The organism is Paenibacillus senegalensis JC66 (genome assembly GCF_000285515.1).
Classification (GTDB): Bacteria; Bacillota; Bacilli; order Paenibacillales; family NBRC-103111; genus Paenibacillus_L; species Paenibacillus_L senegalensis.
In genome coordinates this window covers 852234-871390 of record NZ_HE610957.1, presented here as the reverse complement: position 1 = coordinate 871390, position 19157 = coordinate 852234, and the positions used below count along the sequence as shown (strand labels likewise).

20 protein-coding genes are annotated in these 19157 nt (G+C 50.2%); 16 read left to right on the top strand and 4 right to left on the bottom strand.

Annotation, left to right across the window (positions count from 1 at the left end; translation table 11 throughout):
- Window positions 1-44: 44 nt before the first annotated feature.
- The gene (gene tyrS, locus PSHG_RS04210) at window positions 45-1298 is read left to right on the top strand and encodes a tyrosine--tRNA ligase (protein WP_026021185.1); all 1254 of its coding nucleotides are present in this window, start codon (window positions 45-47) and stop codon (window positions 1296-1298) included.
- Between the two features lie 144 nt (window positions 1299-1442).
- On the opposite strand, the gene rpsD is transcribed toward tyrS, so the two are convergent.
- The gene (rpsD, locus tag PSHG_RS04205) at window positions 1443-2045 is read right to left on the bottom strand and encodes a 30S ribosomal protein S4 (RefSeq protein ID WP_010269895.1); all 603 of its coding nucleotides are present in this window, start codon (window positions 2043-2045) and stop codon (window positions 1443-1445) included.
- A gap of 340 nt (window positions 2046-2385) precedes the next feature.
- On the opposite strand from rpsD, the gene PSHG_RS04200 reads away from it, so the two are divergent.
- From PSHG_RS04200 to PSHG_RS04175, 6 genes are all read left to right on the top strand, one after another.
- Window positions 2386-3090, top strand: a complete 705-nt coding sequence (locus PSHG_RS04200) for a hypothetical protein (protein ID WP_010269893.1) — start codon at window positions 2386-2388, stop codon at window positions 3088-3090.
- Window positions 3091-3370: 280 nt separating this feature from the next.
- Window positions 3371-4486 carry an aminopeptidase gene (locus tag PSHG_RS04195; RefSeq protein ID WP_010269890.1) on the top strand — a complete coding sequence of 372 codons (1116 nt, stop codon included), beginning with the start codon at window positions 3371-3373 and terminating at the stop codon, window positions 4484-4486.
- Window positions 4487-4602: 116 nt separating this feature from the next.
- Window positions 4603-4851, top strand: a complete 249-nt coding sequence (locus tag PSHG_RS04190; protein ID WP_010269887.1) for an HPr family phosphocarrier protein — start codon at window positions 4603-4605, stop codon at window positions 4849-4851.
- Window positions 4852-5205: 354 nt separating this feature from the next.
- Window positions 5206-5493 (top strand): YlaN family protein, encoded by a 288-nt coding sequence (locus PSHG_RS04185; protein WP_010269882.1) that lies wholly within the window; start codon window positions 5206-5208, stop codon window positions 5491-5493.
- A gap of 171 nt (window positions 5494-5664) precedes the next feature.
- Entirely contained in the window at window positions 5665-6450 is a 786-nt protein-coding gene (locus tag PSHG_RS04180) for an SDR family oxidoreductase (protein ID WP_010269880.1), read from the top strand.
- 74 nt (window positions 6451-6524) lie between these two features.
- On the top strand, window positions 6525-6908 hold the full coding sequence (locus tag PSHG_RS04175; RefSeq protein WP_010269877.1) for an Asp23/Gls24 family envelope stress response protein: 384 nt from the start codon (window positions 6525-6527) through the stop codon (window positions 6906-6908).
- Between the two features lie 214 nt (window positions 6909-7122).
- Here PSHG_RS04175 and ftsW read toward each other — a convergent pair whose 3' ends face one another.
- A complete protein-coding gene (gene ftsW, locus PSHG_RS04170; protein ID WP_010269875.1) occupies window positions 7123-8301 on the bottom strand; it encodes a putative lipid II flippase FtsW in 1179 nt (392 codons plus the stop codon).
- Between the two features lie 9 nt (window positions 8302-8310).
- Entirely contained in the window at window positions 8311-8667 is a 357-nt protein-coding gene (locus tag PSHG_RS04165) for a YugN family protein (RefSeq protein ID WP_010269874.1), read from the bottom strand.
- A 237-nt stretch (window positions 8668-8904) separates the two neighbouring features.
- Between PSHG_RS04165 and PSHG_RS04160 the strand changes: the two genes are divergently transcribed.
- From PSHG_RS04160 to PSHG_RS04145, 4 genes are all read left to right on the top strand, one after another.
- The gene (locus tag PSHG_RS04160; protein WP_148497631.1) at window positions 8905-10104 is read left to right on the top strand and encodes a M20 metallopeptidase family protein; all 1200 of its coding nucleotides are present in this window, start codon (window positions 8905-8907) and stop codon (window positions 10102-10104) included.
- 264 nt (window positions 10105-10368) lie between these two features.
- Window positions 10369-12069 (top strand): DNA repair helicase XPB, encoded by a 1701-nt coding sequence (locus tag PSHG_RS04155; RefSeq protein ID WP_010269869.1) that lies wholly within the window; start codon window positions 10369-10371, stop codon window positions 12067-12069.
- Window positions 12066-14012: a helicase-associated domain-containing protein gene (locus PSHG_RS04150; protein WP_010269868.1), complete on the top strand. Its 1947-nt coding sequence runs from the start codon at window positions 12066-12068 to the stop codon at window positions 14010-14012. Before PSHG_RS04155 ends, PSHG_RS04150 begins: the two co-directional genes overlap by 4 nt.
- Before the next feature lie 92 nt (window positions 14013-14104).
- The gene (locus PSHG_RS04145) at window positions 14105-14563 is read left to right on the top strand and encodes a YlbF family regulator (protein ID WP_026021184.1); all 459 of its coding nucleotides are present in this window, start codon (window positions 14105-14107) and stop codon (window positions 14561-14563) included.
- A gap of 11 nt (window positions 14564-14574) precedes the next feature.
- Here PSHG_RS04145 and PSHG_RS04140 read toward each other — a convergent pair whose 3' ends face one another.
- The gene (locus PSHG_RS04140) at window positions 14575-15612 is read right to left on the bottom strand and encodes an asparaginase (RefSeq protein WP_010269864.1); all 1038 of its coding nucleotides are present in this window, start codon (window positions 15610-15612) and stop codon (window positions 14575-14577) included.
- Window positions 15613-15658: 46 nt separating this feature from the next.
- On the opposite strand from PSHG_RS04140, the gene PSHG_RS04135 reads away from it, so the two are divergent.
- The 5 genes from PSHG_RS04135 to PSHG_RS26550 all read left to right on the top strand — a co-directional run bounded on the left by PSHG_RS04135 (window position 15659) and on the right by PSHG_RS26550 (window position 18945).
- Window positions 15659-15922: a YlbG family protein gene (locus PSHG_RS04135; RefSeq protein WP_010269861.1), complete on the top strand. Its 264-nt coding sequence runs from the start codon at window positions 15659-15661 to the stop codon at window positions 15920-15922.
- A gap of 125 nt (window positions 15923-16047) precedes the next feature.
- Entirely contained in the window at window positions 16048-16485 is a 438-nt protein-coding gene (locus tag PSHG_RS04130; protein ID WP_010269857.1) for a hypothetical protein, read from the top strand.
- A gap of 141 nt (window positions 16486-16626) precedes the next feature.
- Complete coding sequence (locus PSHG_RS04125) at window positions 16627-17538, top strand: selenium metabolism-associated LysR family transcriptional regulator (RefSeq protein WP_010269851.1); 912 nt, start codon at window positions 16627-16629, stop codon at window positions 17536-17538.
- 177 nt (window positions 17539-17715) lie between these two features.
- A complete protein-coding gene (galU, locus tag PSHG_RS04115; protein ID WP_010269847.1) occupies window positions 17716-18591 on the top strand; it encodes a UTP--glucose-1-phosphate uridylyltransferase GalU in 876 nt (291 codons plus the stop codon).
- A gap of 126 nt (window positions 18592-18717) precedes the next feature.
- Window positions 18718-18945, top strand: coding sequence for a hypothetical protein (locus PSHG_RS26550; RefSeq protein WP_010269843.1), 228 nt, complete (start codon window positions 18718-18720; stop codon window positions 18943-18945).
- The last annotated feature ends 212 nt before the right edge of the window (window positions 18946-19157 follow it).

Below are 19157 nucleotides of genomic sequence, written 5' to 3'. Positions count from 1 at the left end.
CTATGTTGACCTATAAATTATTTAATTACGGAGGAAACGCGATGATGGATAGCAGCAAGCTTAGCAAAGTGCAGCAGGAGGAAGTACAGCATCAATGGGAAGTGCTGTCACGCGGGACGGTTGAGATTGTCCCTGAAGATACGTTTCGCACTAAAATTACCGAGTCAGTCGTTACCGACCGTCCCCTTAAAGTGAAGCTGGGGCTCGATCCTTCAGCGCCGGACATTCATATTGGGCATACGGTAGTGCTGCACAAGCTGCGGCAGTTTCAGCAGTTTGGCCACCATGTCCAGCTAGTGATCGGCGATTTTACCGGAAGGATTGGCGATCCGTCCGGACGTTCCGAGACCCGCAAGCCTTTATCGGAAGAAGATGTGAAGAGGAATGCCGAAACGTATCGCAAGCAAATTATGAAGATTCTTCATCCGGAGAAGACAGAGATTGTGTTTAACTCTGAATGGCTGGCTGGCCTTGCGTTTGCGGAAGTCGTTCAATTAGCTTCTAAAATGACAGTGGCCCGCATGCTTGAGCGCGACGATTTTCATAAGCGTTATACGGCGGAGCAGCCGATTCATATTCATGAGTTTTTTTATCCGCTGATGCAGGGATACGATTCGATTGCTTTAAAGACCGATATTGAGCTTGGCGGAACGGATCAAAAATTTAATTTGCTGATGGGCCGCACATTGCAGAGAGAGTACGGCCTGGATACCCAGGCAGCTGTTATGATGCCGCTGCTGGAAGGTCTCGACGGTGTGAACAAGATGAGCAAAAGCCTCGGCAACTATATTGGTATTGACGAACCGCCGCAAGAGATATACGGCAAAGCGATGTCGATTCCCGATGAGCTGATGATTAAATATTTTGAGCTGGCGACCGATATAGAATGGTCCGAGCTGCGGGAGCTGGAGCACGGACTGGCGAATGGAACGGTTCATCCGAGAGATGCGAAGATGAAGCTGGCTTCGTCGCTTGTACGGATGTACCATAGCCCGGAAGCCGCCCAAGCTGCGGAACAGCATTTTGTTACGGTATTCCAGCAAGGAGCGATTCCGGAGGACATCTCAGACGCAGTGCTGCCCGCGGACAGTCTGGATGCAGGTAGCATCAAGCTGGGCAAGCTTCTAGTCGCTCTGAAGCTGCAGGCTTCCAATGGCGAGGCGCGCAGAAGCGTTGAGCAGGGAGCGGTGCGTATAAACGGGGAGAAATGGACCGATCCTCAGGCCGATATTACACCTGCTAACGGGGATATTGTGCAGGTCGGGAAACGCAGGTTTGCGCGTATCGTACTGGAATGAGCCGAGGATAAGTGAAGAAGAGGAGAGGAATCCCCGATCAAAGAAAGAGGGAACCCGCATAGAAAAAACACCGGAAGCTGCCAGATCTTAGGCGCTTTCGGTGTTTGTTTGTAAGAGATGCTGCCGCTCGCGGCAATCACTCTATTAACGGCTGTAAAACTCGACGATTTGCTTCTCGTCAATGTCATCGCTAAGCTCGGAACGTTCTGGAAGACGGAGGTATTTACCTTCCAATGCGCTCTCGTCAAACTCCAGATATGCTGCGATATGGTTGCGGTTAGCAAGAGCTTCTTTAACAGAAGAAAGACCGCGGCTTCTTTCACGAAGACCGATTACATCGCCAGGAGTTACAAGGTAAGAAGCGATATCGACTTTCTTGCCGTTAACTGTAACATGCCCATGGGAAACCAGCTGGCGGGCACCTGGACGGGAGTTGGCAAAGCCAAGACGGTAGACCAGGTTATCCAGACGGCTCTCTAGCAGGAACATGAAGTTCTCACCAGAGATCCCTTTCATTTTGGAAGCTTTATCGAACAGATTACGGAACTGCTTTTCACTTAAGCCGTACATGTGGCGAAGCTTTTGCTTCTCAAGCAATTGAGCTCCATAGCCACTGATTTTTCTCCGTTGTCCAGGACCATGCTGTCCGGGAGGGAAAGGGCGTTTGCTTAATTCTTTACCAGTTCCGCTAAGAGAGATGCCAACGCGGCGGCTTAATTTAAATTTAGGGCCTGTGTAACGTGCCATGTATAAATTACTCCTTCTAATGGTTAATTTGGATTGTCTGTTATTCCATGATTGGATCAAAGTGTTCATCTGCTGGACAACGCCTGACTTTGTTTATAACGTGCGGGTGTACCCGGCGTTCTGACAGGAGTAGTTCAGCCGCTGTCCTATCAGCAACAAAATCAGTGAGGGTGACGTGTGTGCACGATGAACAAGAGTGAAAGTTTTCCACCCAAGTTCTAATTTTATCCGATCAGGGTGGGAACTGTCAAGGAAAATACCATTTCTTCTAAGTGAAAGCATAATGCAGAAATGAGGGGACAATCTAAACCTAAGTTATAAGATGGCTGGGGGTTAAATTATGAACAGGTTAAGACAAAGGCTTATTGGGATCATTATGCTTGGGCTTCTTGTGCCGGCTTGGGGGTGCGGGGACGCTATTCCTCAACTGACAGCAGAGGAATGGCTGGAGCAAGCTGTGGCCTATGTTAATGAGAATGCGTTAACCTATGCGGCAAGCCGCGAGGTGGTAGTTTCCGGTCTTCAGACGGCCGTCTATCCTGAGCTTCACGGGGGCAAACAAGAACTGGGGACGAGAGCGCAGCTGAAATCACAAGCTGATCGGGAAGTGATTGATCCTGTCAAATGGCTGAATCGAATTGCCAGGGTCAAGTCCGGTGCCGCAATCAGCTCGGCGGCGAATGGGCTGCTTCTCGAAGTAGAGCTTCCGCCTGAAGCGTGGAAGGAGCTCCTTCAGAAGGAATGGCAGGAGGGCTTACAGGCGTTATCCGATGAGCAGGAGAAAAAGAAGGAAAGTTACTATTTGATGCTCCCTCAGGAGAAGGCGGGCAGACTGGAAGCGGAGATTGAAACCAGTCTGTCGGATGCCAGACAATATTTGCTCCAAATTGAACAAACCTTAAGTGCAGATGGAATCTGTAAGCTGCTTATTGATCCTCATGAACAAAAGGTCAAACTGCTCAATTTGGAGCTTATGCTGCATTATGGTCAGGACGACGATGCGAAGGATGAAAAGTGGTTAGCGGAATACAGCTTCCCTGCTTAAGGAATACTTAAGTCGGTACTTCATTGCTTTTGCAATGCATTAGTGAATGCTTAGGGGGCAATGCATTAGTCAATGCTGAGTGGACGCTTGAGCCAATGCATGAGTAAATGCTTGGGCAATGCATGAGGGCAATACTACAGTACTTAAGCCGGCCTAAATGGTCAGCGTTCTTCCCGCGTTCAACTTGGCTCCAGAACATGGTAAACTACAGTTGGGCTGCGTTTTCTGCCATACAGGGGATGGGCCATTAGAAAGCGAGAATAGGAGGGCAAACTTATTTATGAGAGACCCTAGATTACAGACGTTAGCTCACAATCTAGTCACTTATTCGATGAAGGTAGAGCATGGCCAAAACGTACTTATTGATATGCAGGGAAGCGAGCATGAAATTGTCAAGTGCCTGGTAGAAGAGATCTACAAGCAGGGGGGACGGCCATTTGTAGAGCTTACCAATCATCAAATCCTGCGCTCCCTCCTCACCTCCTGCACCAAGGAACAGATTGAACTATGGGCTGAGCTCGACATGCAAAGAATGAAGCAGATGGACGCATATGTCGGAATCCGTTCCGGCAGCAACGTATACGAGCTGGCTGATGTCCCGGAGGAGCAGATGCGGCTTTATGATTTATATTATCGCAAGCCAGTCCATCTTGAGCAAAGGGTTAAGCACACGCGCTGGGTTATTCTTCGTTATCCGAATTCCTCAATGGCTCAGCTGGCTAATAAAAGCACGGATGCCTTTGAAGATTTTTATTTCAATGTATGCAATCTGGATTATGCGAAAATGGCCAAGGCGATGGATCCCCTGAAGCAATATATGGATCGAACAGAACGAGTCAGAATTGTTTCTCCGGGTACTGATTTGACATTTTCTATTAAAGGAATTTCTTCAGTCAAGTGCTGCGGGGAACGAAATATTCCGGATGGCGAGCTGTATACCGCGCCTGTCCGCGACTCGGTTAACGGAGTGATTACTTACAATACGCCTTCCGTCTATCAGGGCACAACCTTTGAACAGATCCGCTTCGTATTTGAAAATGGCAAAATAGTAGAGGCAACGAGCAGCGATACGGACAAGCTGAACAAAATTCTCGATACCGATGAGGGAGCACGTTATATAGGGGAATTTAGCCTAGGCTTTAACCCTCATATACTCCACCCGATGAAAGACACATTGTTCGATGAAAAAATTGCCGGGAGCCTTCATTTCACCCCGGGGCAGGCCTATAAGGAGGCGGATAATGGCAACCGTTCCTCCATACATTGGGACATCGTGTTGATTCAGCGCGAGGAATACGGCGGCGGTGAGATTTACTTTGACGATGTGCTCATCCGCAAAAACGGCCGCTTTGTCGTAAGCGAGCTGGAAGGGCTGAATCCTGAGCAATTGATATAGAGCTTCAGCGGAAATTCTACCATTCATGTGAAAATAGACCTTGCAGCACCAACCTTTCCCATGTATCATAACGTTATAATTAAGTAGATTTTTATACAAAAACGGAGGGATAGTGTATGCCAAGCTCGAGTAATGCTGCTGTTGTGGAAATTTCTCAGACAGCCAATAAATTCCGTTCTTCAATCGTTCTTCAATATGAAAACAAATATATCGATGTTAAAAGTATTCTCGGTCTGTTCACAACCCTGACTTCTGCCGGCAATTATTCTTTGCATGTCCATGGACCTGACGAGGAAGAGGCTAAAGAAAGCATGAAGGAAGTATTTGCCAAGCACAACCTTGCGGTCAACGTTGTGTCGGAATAATCAGCGCAATGATTTCGCTGAGGGTTTAAAGATGTACGTGCAAAAGCGGAAGAGAAATGGGGTAACCTCCACTTTCTTCCGCTTTTTTCTGTGCAGCAAGAAGCAACGCTCTCCACCCCGCCGCCCCAACAGTTACCCCGCATACTTTTAGCGTCCCGGAAGAAAGATTTTGCCTGGCTGGACTGCATGCTTGATTTTAACAGTGCCCGCTGCCATTTGCTGCAGGGTTGCCTATCGAGTGCATCGAGCCTGCTGTCGCCAAGCTCTAGAATCCTATAATCTCCTTGTATATTGGTCAGATTTCGTCTAATATATTGCTTAGGAAGGTTTTTTTCAATACAAGGGGGAAGTGCCATGTCTTCGTCGGAAATGATGTTGAGCTTGAACCAGCGGGCCTTTCAACTGCTACAGGAAGATGCTGTTAAAATACAGAAGCTAATAGAAGTTCAAATGGAGAACCTGACCACACGTAAATGTCCTCTATACGAGGAAGTGCTGGATACTCAAATGTATGGTTTGTCCAGAGAAGTTGACTTTGCCATTCGCGCCGGTCTGATTGATGAGTCCGCGGGCAAGCAGCTGCTTAGCGAATTAGAGCGCAACCTGGCGCAGTTGTACGAAGCGATGGATATTAGAGGGTAACCCGTACAGCGGTTACTCTTTTTGTTTATTAGGCCTCTTTTGTGGCAATAACGGATTCTAACACGGTCTTGCTCCGGAATCATTGAACGCAGACGAAAGGGACGGGCCTGGCTTATTGATCATGATTCGAAATATACTCGAACATATATACGGGTTTAGGAGGAGAAGCGCTTGGATTTGAAGCTGACTGGAAAGCGTGCGGTCATTACCGCCGCCAGCAAGGGAATTGGCCTGGCTATTGCAGAGAAGCTCGCTGAAGAAGGAGCTCATGTCATTCTTTGCAGCCGCAGGGAAGAGGCCATCAAGAAGGCCGCCGAACGAATTGCTGATCGTTATCAGGTAAATGCTGAAGGTTATGCGGTTGATCTTGCGGATGTGCAAAGTGTTATGCGATTTGCTGAACAGGTGGGGCGCGAACATGGGCAAGTTGACGCGCTTGTGTGTAACAGCGGAGGTCCGCCGGGAGGGAGCTTTCTGTCCATGAAGGAAGAGGACTGGGACAAAGCCTTCCAAACTAATTTAATGAGTGTGGTTAGGCTTGTCCGCGAGTTCTACCCCTGGATGAAAGCAAACGGCGGCCGGATCGTCACTATTGCTTCCACCTCGGTTAAAGTTCCGATTGAAGGTCTTGTGCTATCCAATACGATGAGAACCGGGGTTGCAGGCTTAATGAAGACGCTCTCGATGGAGCTGGCCGCGGATGGCATTCTCGTTAACACGGTATGTCCCGGCAGAATTGCAACCGATCGTTTGGCTGAATTGGACGGGGCTAGGGCGGAAAAGGAGGGGCGCAGCCTGCAAGAAATCGAAAGCCAGATCAAGCAGGAGATTCCGCTTCGCCGTTACGGTGAGCCGGAGGAGCTGGCTGATCTTGCGGCCTTTTTGCTGTCTCCGAGGAATCGTTATTTAACCGGCTCAACCTACTTCGTTGACGGTGGAATGATGAAATCCTTATAATGGGTGTAGGGTGGTCTAAACGACGATTAGAGCGATAAATTGTAGGGATGATAATATTTTGAAGGAGTGAGGATATGGCCGAGGAAATTCAAACGGGAAATATACGGATATCAGATGATGTGGTGGCGACCATTGCCGGTCTGGCCGCATTGGATGTGGATGGAATAGCAGCGATGTCCGGAGGAATGTCGGAAGGGCTGGCGAAGCGGCTGAGCGGTAAAAATGCGCAAAAAGGTGTTTCCGTTGAGGTAGGCTCCACGGAGGCAGCTATTGATTTGCGTATTATTGTCCATTACGGGACTCAAATTCATACCGTTTGTCAGGAGCTTCAGCAGGCGGTTAAAGATTCTGTGGAGTCGATGACAGGCTTGCATGTAGTGGAAGTAAATGTCAAGGTAGAGGGTGTGGCGTTCCGCGAAAAGGAAGCGGAGATCGAGGAAGTCCCCCGTCTGAAATAGTTCGATAGCAGAAACCAATCCCCTGGGATCAAAGACTCGCAGAGCTTTGAGCACCCAGGGGATTATTTGTAAAGACCATTATACAATTTGTGCAAAATAATGAAAGAACCTGTCAGATACTTCTGCTCGACCAGTAACGACAACGAGACGAGCCTTCATGCGGCAGACAAAAATCCTATCCGGCTGACCAGGCACGAAACTTCAACGCCATTTCCTAAATTTTAGCGTGCCGCCGATTAGAAGAAGAAACCGGAGCGGGTTTGTTCGTCTCGCGTGAAATGCCAAGCACAAAGCCCATCCCAATTAAAGTAGCCAAAATAGATGAGCCTCCGTAGCTGATAAACGGCAGCGTTACGCCGGTCATCGGAATGCTGTTGGTTACGCCCCCGATGTTAATCAGCGCTTGGACGCCAATCATACTCATAATACCGATGCCTACCAGCATGCCGAAGGTGTCCGGACAGCGCAATGAAATGATGATCCCTCTCCAGATGAAGAGCAAGTAGATTAACAAAAAGATCGAAGTGCCGATAAAGCCGAATTCTTCGCCGATGATTGCAAAAATAAAATCGTTGTGAGCTTCAGGCAGATAATGAAGCTTTTGAATGCTTTGCCCGAAGCCGGCACCTCCAAAGCCGCCGTGGCCAAAGGCAAAGAGGGACTGAATGATTTGAAAGCCGGTATCGAGCGGATCACTCCAAGGATCGCGGTAGGTCCGCAAGCGATCGAAGCGGTAGCTGGTAAAGCCTTTGCCGGCGAGCGCCCTGACAGCTAAAGCGAGCACGCCGACTACCAGGCCGCTGATGCCAACCAGAATCATTTGTTTGATATTGGCGCCGCCGGCCAAAATGACAACAACCGCTCCCAATACTAGAATGGCGCAAGATCCGAGGTCAGGCTGCAGAATAATCAGTCCGGCTACCATACCGACAATGATCAGGGCAGGCAGAAGACCATTTTTAAAATCTTGAATCCGTTCACCCTTCTTGCTGATTAAATTAGCCAAATAAATAACGACAGCCAGCTTGGCAAACTCGGAAGGCTGGAGACTTAGAGGGCCAAAGCGGAACCAGCTTTTCACCCCGGATCCTTCAGGGCCTTTACCAAAGAACAGAACCAGCACCAGCAGGGCGAGCACAGCGAGAAAAATCGGGATGGTCCATTTGCGCAGCGTCTTATAATGGACATTCATCACGAAAATCATTGCAAAAAGCCCCAATATAATGGCTGTAGCATGCCGTTTCGCGTAGTAAAAGGAGTCGCCGCCTGTAAACTCTGAAGAAACAGCGATTGCGGAGCTGGAGCTGTACACCATTAGCAATCCGAAGGCTGTGAGCGCGATCGTAAGGAACAGCAGCAAAAAATCGGGTGTTCCTCTGCGAGGGGTAGTCATACCCTAATCCTATTGCAGCGCAAGCTCGATTTTCGATTTGAAATCATTTAGTCTTCGGGTTGCTTCATCGAGAATTGGTTTGGGCACCGGTGCGGTATAATCCAGTCCATGAGGGAATGTTGCCCGGCCTATGTAAGCACTCTCCACGTACAGAATCGTATCGGGCTTCTCCAGCTTGCCAAGTTCTACACGGGTGTTAACCCGGACGTAATATTCATCCCTTGTCTGCTCATCAATAAGCTTAAGATCATAAGTTGCCCGGTAATATTCCCACTGAGAGCGGAAAAACCCTGTTTCGCTGGCAGCCTCATCCAAATGGGCCAGGTCGGTTTTCAAACCATTGATTCCTGTATTTTCAATTATCATGGTAAGTGTCCTCCATTTCATTTAAGCAAGAGTACGAAAATTTACACAGTCCATTTTCATGATAGTATGTTTCCCAGACTTGTGCAAGCCTCAGCACCCGGAGCGTCTATTGATAATTGTGGATATTTTGTGGCAAGCCTAAACCTGCATTTTGCAAAAACTAGGCAAGCCGCCAGTCCATTTGCTAAAATAAATGGCAGTACATTGCTGAAACGGAGGGCGGGCATGGAGGTACGGATGATCATAAATGAACAGCTGGAACGAATTTACCCCGAGATGGTCAGCTGGAGAAGATATTTGCACGAGCATCCGGAACTGTCTTTCCAGGAGGTTAATACAGCCCGCTTTATTGCAGAGAAGCTTGAGCAAATGGGGATAGAGATTACGCGGAATGTAGGCGGTCACGGGATTGTAGGACGGCTCAAAGGAGAAAAGGCAGGTCCTGTTGTCGCTTTGCGCGCTGACATGGACGCCTTGCCGATTCAAGACGAAAAGGACTGCGCCTATGCTTCCAAAATCTCCGGGCGGATGCATGCTTGCGGCCACGATGGACACATAGCCGGACTGCTCGGTGCGGCCTATGTACTGAGCCGGATGAAGGAGCATCTGCACGGCTCTATCCTGTTTCTGTTTCAACCTGCAGAGGAAGTCAACCCGGGAGGGGCCGAGAGGATGGTGGCCGAGGGTGCTCTTGATGGCGTGGACGTTATATATGGCGTCCATTTGTGGAGCCAGTTTCCGGTAGGAAAGGTGTATAGTGTTACCGGGCCGATGATGGCCGCCGCTGATGAGTTTCTTATTGAAATTAGCGGTAAGGGCGGACATGGAGGTGTTCCACAAGAAAGCATCGATAGCATATTGGTCGGCTCCCAGCTGGTAGTCAATTTGCAGACCATAGTCAGCCGCAATGTGGACCCCACTTCTGCCGCGGTAGTGTCGGTAGGCTCTTTTCATTCCGGCAGCAGCTTCAACGTCATCGCAGACCGCTGTAAGCTAAGCGGAACGGTGCGCACCTTCGATGAACAAATTCGCCGCAGAATCGAGGAGCGGATTCATGAAATAACCGCCCATACCTGTGCTATGCATGGCGCGCAATATGAGTGGAACTACATTCGCGGATACCCGGCAGTCGTCAATGATGCTACGGAAACCCAGCGGTTCTTTAGAGTAGCCGCTGATTTATTCGGGAATGAACAGGTGGAGAGGAGCCCATTAAGTATGGCGGGCGAGGATTTTTCCTATTATTTACAGAGTATACCCGGCTGCTATATGTTTGTGGGAGCGGGCAATCCGGACAAAGGCATTGTTGCTCCGCATCATCATCCAGAATTTGATATCGATGAGCGGTCTATTCTCCATGCCGCGAGGCTGATGATTCATCTAAGCTTGGATTACATGAATGAAGCCTGGCAAACCAGAAGCCTGGCACAGGAATAAACTTGCAACACAGGTTCATGATTAGCTTGAAAGCTGCGGCAGTCTAAGGGGTACCCCTGTCGGGGAAGCCTGGAGCCGGCGGCTTTTTTTTAACCATATAGAAATTTATTCGGGACGCATGCCAGCGGAGGGAAGAAAGTGTTGGGCATCGCTGGTTAATCCTTGCAAGCGGGCTTTGGGGGCAGAGGCTGAGGCAAGAAGGACGTTTAAAACGAGATGGTTCCCTTCATACTAGAAATATCTAGGTTAGGGAGGTACACCCACTTGAGAACGAAGCGATACGAGCCGCCTTTGTTTATTTTAAACGATTTTACAATACTGCTGGAAGTCGATCATCCGGATTTTGAAGCTGTCAGAGATCAGTTAAGCCGCTTTGCCGATTTAGTAAAAAGCCCTGCCAACATTCATACTTACAAACTCACCCCGCTTTCTTTGTGGAATGCAATGGCTTGTGGAATGAGGCCGGGTGAAATGATTGATTTTTTGGCCGAGGAAAGCAAATTCGGAATTCCTACATCGATCCGTTCGGAAATTTTGGACATTACAGACAGGTATGGTCTATTGAAGCTGGAAACCGACGGGGATCAGCTAACACTTGTATGCAAAAGGCCGGCCCTTCTTAATGAATTGATCTCGTACCGTTCCTTAAAGGGATGGTTCGGAGAGCGGCTGGATGCTCATTCGGTTCTGATTGAAGAACAAGCACGGGGGTTCTTGAAGCAGGAACTGATGAGCCTCGGCTATCCGGTGGAGGATGAGGCAGGATTTCATGAAGGAGAGAAGCTGCCCTGTCAGCTGCTGGAGGAGACTCGCAGCGGGCTGCCGTTTGCGCTTAGGCCTTATCAGGAGCAAGCGGTAGAAGCATTTTACAGAGAAGGCAGCCGGCATGGAGGCAGCGGGGTGCTGATTTTGCCCTGTGGGGCGGGGAAAACCGTTATCGGCATCGGCGCAATGTGCAGACTGCAGTGCGCTACTTTGATTCTCACTCCTAATGTCTCCTCGGTCAAGCAGTGGAAGCGCGAGCTTCTGAACATCACGGATTTGCCTGAAGAATGGATAGGAGAATACGACGGGGACCGTAAAGAAGTGAGGCCCGTAACGATTGCGACTTATCAGATTTTGACACATCGGAAAAGTAAGGATGCCCCATTCAAACATATGCATCTGTTCAATAAAAGAGATTGGGGATTAATCATTTATGACGAGGTGCATTTGCTTCCTGCGCCTATTTTCCGGGTGACCGCGGAAATCCAGGCGACCCGCCGCCTGGGGCTTACCGCCACCTTGGTTCGTGAAGACGGGTGCGAGAAAGAGGTCTATTCCTTAATTGGCCCGAAACGTATAGACGTCCCCTGGAAGTCGCTGGAAGGCGACGGCTATTTAGCCACGGTGGAATGCCGTGAGGTTCATGTGGCACTGGATCCGGAGGCCAAGCAGGAGTATGAACGGCTTTCGGCACGGCATAAAACGAGAGCAGCGGCCGAAAACAAACGAAAATTCGCCGTGGTTCAGGCGCTGCTCCAAAAGCATGCCGGCATGCCGACCCTGCTCATTGGTCAATATTTGGATCAACTGCGCCAGTTGGCCGAATTGACAGGGGCGCCATTCATTAGCGGACAGATGCCTCATGAGGAACGGGAGGAGCTGTACAAGCAGTTTCGTGAAGGCAGGGTGAATCCGCTCGTCGTCTCCAAAGTAGCCAATTTTGCCATTGATTTACCTGATGCCGCAGTTGCGATCCAGATTTCCGGAAGCTTTGGCTCGCGTCAGGAGGAAGCACAGCGGCTGGGAAGGATTTTACGGCCTAAGGCCGGAGCGAACGAAGCGATTTTCTATTCTATAGTCAGTGCAAATACCAAGGAACAGGAATTTGCCTTAAACCGCCAGCTGTTTTTGGTTGAGCAAGGCTACAAATATCAGCTGCTGGATGAACAAGAAGTGCTTCAGGAGGCTTTCTTATCATGATGCTAAGCATAGATGATTTTGCGCAGCGGATTCCTTCACGTCTCGAACGCATCATTGCCGATAGCTGGGGCAGAGGAAGCGATGTTAGGTTAAGCGGCTCCATCCCATTCTTCCGGCAGGTTTGGCACGGTACCGAAGCCGGAGAAGAAGCTCCTCCCAATCAGGTGCTGCTAGCGCTCGATCCTGAGGAGAAGCTGACGCTGCGAACGATTTTCCGCTTCTTCGGTTTAAAACCGTTTATGCAGTCTTCCTTGGAAAAAGAGGGTCTGTCCGGCGGCATAGCCGGTGCGGAACTGGCCAGGGGCCTGGCCGGCTTGCGTAAAAGAGGCATTGTTTTCGGATTTGCCCGCACCTGGGGAGAACCGGTGTTTGCTGTACCGATGGAGTCAGCGGCCGGATGGCATCAGCAGCTTTTTGTTGACAGTGGTGCGTCTGTCATTTGGCAGGACGAACCGCAGCGGGGAGGTTTTGTTCCGCTGCAGCCAAAATCGCAAGCGAAGATACATGCCCAGGGCTGTCGGGATTTGCTGTTTGAGGTGTTGTTTTCCTTGCGATATTTCGCAGCAAATGAGGTTAAGCTGACCCGCAGCGGAGTAGTCTCCAAACGGCATTTGAGCAAATGGGCCCAGCAGCTTGAACTGGAGGCGGAAACGCTTCGCCCGCTCTCGCTGGAATATGTCAGCTGCGAGGCGTATCCGGATCACTTGGCGCTAATTCTCGATATATTGTTAAAGCTGCGTCTGATTGAAATCCAGAATGATTGCCTAAAGCCGCGTCCTCTGCGCGTGCAAGGCTGGTTAAGCTTGTCCGCGGACGAAATGCGCCAGGTGCTCTACAGAGTCTGGAAAAAAATCAGCTTGCTGCGCCTTCCGGTATGGCTGCAACATTTCGTTATGTGGCTGGAAAGGCAGCCGGCGGGCGGGCCGGTATTCTGGACGGATGCTCTGCAGTGGCTGAGCGCTCACGACCTGCTGCCGAACAGACATGTTGAAGAAAGCATGATAAAGACAGATGGTGACAGGGCTGGCAAGCTGACGGAAGAGCAGCAGCTATGGAAGGAAGCGGCAAAATTGTGGATAATGCCTATGCGGGCATTTGGCTGGCTGGAGATGAGCGGTGAAGATGCTCATTCCATCGTACTGCAGCCTGTCTTTTCTCCTCTATCGTTGAACAATGCTTCAAGCCGGCAGCAGCATCTTCCGGAAGCGGAGGCTGCCTGCTTCGTTCAGCCGGATTATGAGGTTATTGTGCCGCCGGATGTTTCCTTCTCCATTCACTGGCATTTGGACGCGATGGCCGAAAGGGCGGTTTCCGATACAGTGGCTATTTACCGCTTGTCTCGCAAAAGCGTCCAGCAGGCGTTCGCCGAAGGGTATACGGCCAACGATTGTCTTGCTTTTCTGCGAGCAATTGCCAAAACCGGAATACCGGAGCATGTGGAGCAGACGATCAGCCAGTGGGGCTGCGCTGCGGAAGGACAGGTGTCCAACACCAAAAGCATGACTGCGGTAAAGGCTGATCGCTTATTCCGCACATGGCCTGCTGAGAGTTTGCCTGCGGAGGAGGCGGAGATGCGGTTCGCCAACGAGGGCGAAGCTCAGGGCATCATGCTTACCGATTACTATTGGAGCTCTTGGCCGGTCGATAGTCAAATTCCCGGCGATGACGAGCTGTTTCCCGGATGGAGAGACAATCCGCTCAAATGGTACAGACAGCTGCAAAGCTACCACAGCTCCACCTACAAGGAAATGGTACGTCAAGCTATAGCCTGGAAAGCTCATCTTAAGCTTCTTGCGAATGATAAGGAATTCCGCCTGCTGCCTCTATCCGTACAGGAGAGGGATGGCGGCTGGTTCGTTAAAGGCTTGGAAAATGGCAGGGAGGCTGTGCACGATCCTGCCAATTGGCAGGCTATCCAAATCTTGCTGCCGGGCATCAGCTGAAAAAACTGCATAACAACTGCCGAATTCATGGTATGATGGAGAAGAACATGGTTCTGCAAAAAAAGTTATGCAAAAGGAGTGACATGGGAGAGATGAGTCTCTTGGAAGCCGATACATTGGACATGTCGGCCCTGCTAATACAAGCCTATGAGCTTGGTGACTGGATTAACAGCTCTGCTGACATGGCAGATTATTTATACTGGAAGGAACAGCTCGCTCAAGATGAGGAAGCGGGCAGACTCATTAGGGAGTTTGCCAAGAAGAAGGAACTGTTTGAGGAATGCGAGCGCTTCGGGCATTTTCATCCCGATTATCATGAGGCGATGCAGGCCGTCCGCGATTTTCAGCAGAAGATGGACGATCATCCGATCATCCGGAACTTCAAGCGGGCGGAAGAGCGGCTGGATGAGCTGCTGCATGCCATCTCACAAACCATCGCTCATTCCGTATCCGAAACGATCAAGGTACCCGGCAATCAGCTCGTACCGAGTGGCGGCTGCGGGTCAGGAGGCTGCGGCTCCGGAGGGGCCTGCAGCGGCGGCTGCGGATAATGGGACTGCCGCTACCGGGCAGAGAACAGATCTACGCAGACCTCGCGGATGGGGGCTTGAGCCTCGATCCGGCCGACTACCGTCCCCGCCTTGTTCTTAATAAGTGGCTGATGATAGGCGCTTAATTCACGGCACTGATCTTCATTCAAAGCTCCCAGCTGGCGCAGGACTTCCGTTACAGCCGGATAGAGTGCCCGTTCGCTGCCGTCGGTTATCTTCAGTGCCAGCCCCCAGCCTTTGTCCGGCAGTGTTAGCGCGAACACTCCTTCGGCTCCCATCTTGCCGATGACTTTGCCTTGGGTCACTTCCACAAGGCGGGTGTCATAGCGTTCGCTGCCTGCCAGATAGTAAGGCTCTGCGGTGATGGCGGCGATGAGTGAACGGCAGGCTTGGGCCCGTGTCGAGCTGAGCCGCTCGGGTCTGCCCCAGCGGGCATAGGCATAAGCCAGATGAGTAAGATGCAGGCCGAATACAGGCACACCGCAGCCATCCACGCCTAGCGGAATCGAGGCTGGATCGGTGCCGCTCATTTCAGCGACCGTTTTAAGCATAATTTGCTGAACCGGATGCTCAATATTCGTGTAATGCTGATGATCTGCGCCGAGCAACTGGCTTAGCGCCAGCATTCCTCCATGCTTTCCGGAGCAAGTGTTGTGCAGCGCTCCCGGCGATTGCGAGCTGCGGTAGAGCTCGTCGGCCGCCGGCTTATATGCCGGCTTCTGGACACCGCATTGAAGTGCGGCGGCAGACAGGCCGATACGGGCCAGCATCTCTTCGACCAGCTGCACCTGGGCAGGTTCGCCATTATGCGAGGAGCAGATCAGCGCCAGCTCGCGGTCGCCGAAGCGATATCGGCTGGCGGCGCCGGTTTCGACAACAGGCAATGCCTGCAAAGGCTTGGCGCTCGAACGAATAAACGTAAGCAGATGCGGATCACCGCATTCATACAATAACCGCCCGGCCTCGTTAACGATGGCTAAATGAGCGGTATGCCGGCTTTCTACCAGCTGCCCGCGCAGCACTTGAATTAGAATAGAGGATGGATTCATAGATTAGGTCACCTCATGCATAATATTGGGATGGAGGAAGTGTATCATGCTTATAGAAAGAAGCGGACTTATTGTTTGGATAACTGATCTCAAGCCCGCCAGAAACCTGGAACGGTACGGTACCGTCCATTATACTTCTCGCAAGCTGCTTTATGTCGTTATGTATGTACATAAAGAACGTCTGGAGGATACGATCCGGACCCTGCAAAAGCTGCCTTACGTTAAAAAAGTGGAAAGATCATACCGCAACGAGATTAAAACAGAGTATGATAGTAATATACCAGATAAAACACGCTTTTACTCTTTATAACATGATGAAAACGATTTAATTTTTGCTAAATTTCCGTTGGAATGTTATCGCAAATAGAGTAAAATGGGCTCATAGGCTGACGGTGAAATCATTTTCTGGTTTAGTAGGGGGGAGCCGCAGAGGTCATGAGGGATAAGATGATGGAGCGTTGGAGCACGTATGAACCTTTTTATGTATTGCTGTCCGACAAGAAAATCGCCGACATCGTGATTACCCACCATGCCCAAGATCGCTGGAGTTCCCGTGTGGAAAGCGAGAAGACTGGATTCGAAGACATTTGCTCCTTTTTATGGAAGAAGTTGAAGGACGGCAAGGTGGAATCTTACTATCGCAATGAAGAAGATGTCTATTTAATAGACGAGGATCTCGTTATGGTTGCCGAGTTTGCTTTGCTTGATAATGAAACCGATATTGCCGGTAATCCGCTCTACAAGATGATCGTGGTTACGTTTTTGGGAAGAATGTCAGAAACGATTGAACTGCGTGATCTGAAGTCATACTACTCATGGCTGCGCCATTCCCGCAGAATGACCTTGATTAAAAACAGCCGCAAGCGAAAATAGCTTAAGGATAGATGTGCTAGTAGACCAGAATAGGACAACAGCCGGAAGGGTTTGCACCCATGACCCGGCTGTTTATTTATGACAAGCGGTGATCAGGGTAAGGACAGGAAACCCGGAGATAGCGAGAAAGGTTTGAGAATAGTGGCGTTTAATTTCCATCAATTGCACACGTTCTATACAGTAGCCGAAAAAGGCAGCTTCTCCAGTGCGGCCCAAGCGCTGCATATGACACAGCCGGCCGTTACGATGCAGATCCAGGCATTGGAGGACTATTTCGGTACAAAAATGTTTAACCGGACAACGAAAAAGATAGACTTGACCGAGGCCGGCAAGGCGCTGCTGCCTTATGCGAAACGCAGTAAGGAATTAATGGAGCAGACGGAGAAGGAAATGTCACGCTTCGCGCATATGCTGGAGGGACGGCTTCATCTTGGCGCCAGCCTGACGATTGGCGAATACATTTTGCCGCGGCTGCTCGGACCCTTTGGCCAGGAATACCCGCATGTTTCGGTAAGTCTGAAGGTAATGAATACGACTCAGATATTGGGCGATATTTTGCAGCATCAGCTTAATTTCGGCTTGGTGGAAGCACCGGTCGATCATCCCGATGTACAGTTGGAGCCCGTTTTGAACGATGAGCTTAAACTGGTATTGTCCTCATCGCATCCGCTTGCCGCAAAAGACAAGATTACAGTGGAGGATGTGCTCGATTACCCGTTTATATTACGGGAGCAGGGGTCGGGCACGCGCAAAGTGATGGAAGAAGCGTTCAGGGAGCAGGGCATTGACCCTGAGCGAATTCGCATCGTTATGGAATTGGGAAGCACGGGAGCTGTTAAATCTGCGGTAGAATCGAATCTTGGCATTTCTATTATTTCTGCGGCTTCCGTTAAGCACGAGGCGGCGCTGGGGCTTTTGCATACGCGGTCTATTGAAGGTCTCCGCTTTCACCGGAAGTTTTATAGCATTCATTTAAAATCCGCATTGCTGCCAATTTCGGCGGTAGCTTTTCTCACGTTTATACGGGAACGCGATTTGAACCAGTATCTGTAAGCTTGGATGTGGAGGATTCGGCTCGAAGGTTTGCCGTTTGCTTCGGTTTGAACATTGCAGCGGGTGCAGAATTTTATGGGAGCGTGAAGGTGAGATGCATGATGCGGCGGTCGGCTGGACGGCAGGGACAGGGATTGAGGATCCAGAACAGTTTCAACAAAGAAAGGGACGATAGCGATGGGAAAAGTACGCAAAGCCATTATTCCTGCTGCCGGACTAGGTACGCGATTTTTACCGGCAACCAAAGCCCAGCCCAAGGAAATGCTGCCCATCGTGGATAAACCGGCGATTCAATATATTGTTGAAGAGGCGATTGCCTCGGGAATAGAGGATGTCATCATTGTTACCGGACGCAGCAAGCGGGCGATTGAGGATCATTTTGATAAATCGGTAGAGCTGGAGCTGTTGCTGGAGGAAAAGGGCAGTGAGGAGCTTCTGTCGCTTGTTCAAGAAGTGTCGAATCTGGTGGATGTTCATTATATCCGCCAGAAGCAGCCTTTAGGGCTGGGGCATGCGGTGCTGTGTGCGCGTAAATTTATAGGTGAGGAGCCTTTTGCTCTACTGCTGGGTGATGACATTATGGATGCTGACCCTCCTTGCATTAAACAAATGATGGATGTATATGATGACACAGGGCAGTCGGTTATTGCTGTTCAGGAGGTAGCGTGGGAGGATGTGGAGCGTTACGGGATCGTTTCGCCCAAGCTGCAATCGTCGGGCCCGCGTATTCCAATCCATGATCTCGTGGAGAAGCCGGGGCAGGAACAGGCGCCTTCGAACTTAGCGGTAATAGGCCGATATATTTTACAGCCGGAAATTTTTTCCGTGCTGGAGACGTGTCAGCCGGGCCGGGGAGGCGAGATTCAGCTAACGGATGGACTGAGAGTTTTGAACCGCACCCAACCGATGCTGGCTTTTCAATATTCAGGCAAACGGTTTGACGTAGGAGATAAGCTGGGCTACATGCAGGCTTCTATTGAATACGCATTGAAAAGAAACGATTTGGGACCCGCTCTTAAGCAGTATTTGCGCAAGCTGAATCAAGATTTGTAAGCAGCTGGACTCCCGCCTGTAGGCATACACCTTTTTCCTGTCCCGCTAGGCAGCTATCCAATCCGCTTCTTACCCATGACATACAATACAGTGTGTCATGAGTCTAATAAAGGAGTTGGGTTATTCATGGGAGCTAATGTAGGTCCGAATATGGCCAATGTGGGGCCGATGTATGTACACAGTGCAAATATGAATCCGGCATCCGTTCTGTCTGCTGGAGGCGGGTATCCTTGTGGTTCGAATGTTGGCGGCTATTCATGTGGTGCTGCCGTTGGCGGTGCCGGCACCTCCGCGGGGATCATCCTCGTGCTGTTTATTCTGTTGGTTATCATTCTAAGAGCTATTCACTGCTAGTCAGTACGGCAATTTCGTTAAAAGGCAGCTTCCCATTATGTCAGCAACTGGGGCTGTCCAATAAGTCCCCAAAATAAATGGACGGAAAACCGTAATGTTTTCCGTCCATTTTTTTGGTTTGTCTGTTTTCCCGGAAAGTAGTCAGGCGGATACCTGCCACTTTCAATAGATTGTGGGCTAATGCCACAATCCCAAACTCGACGTGAACCTTG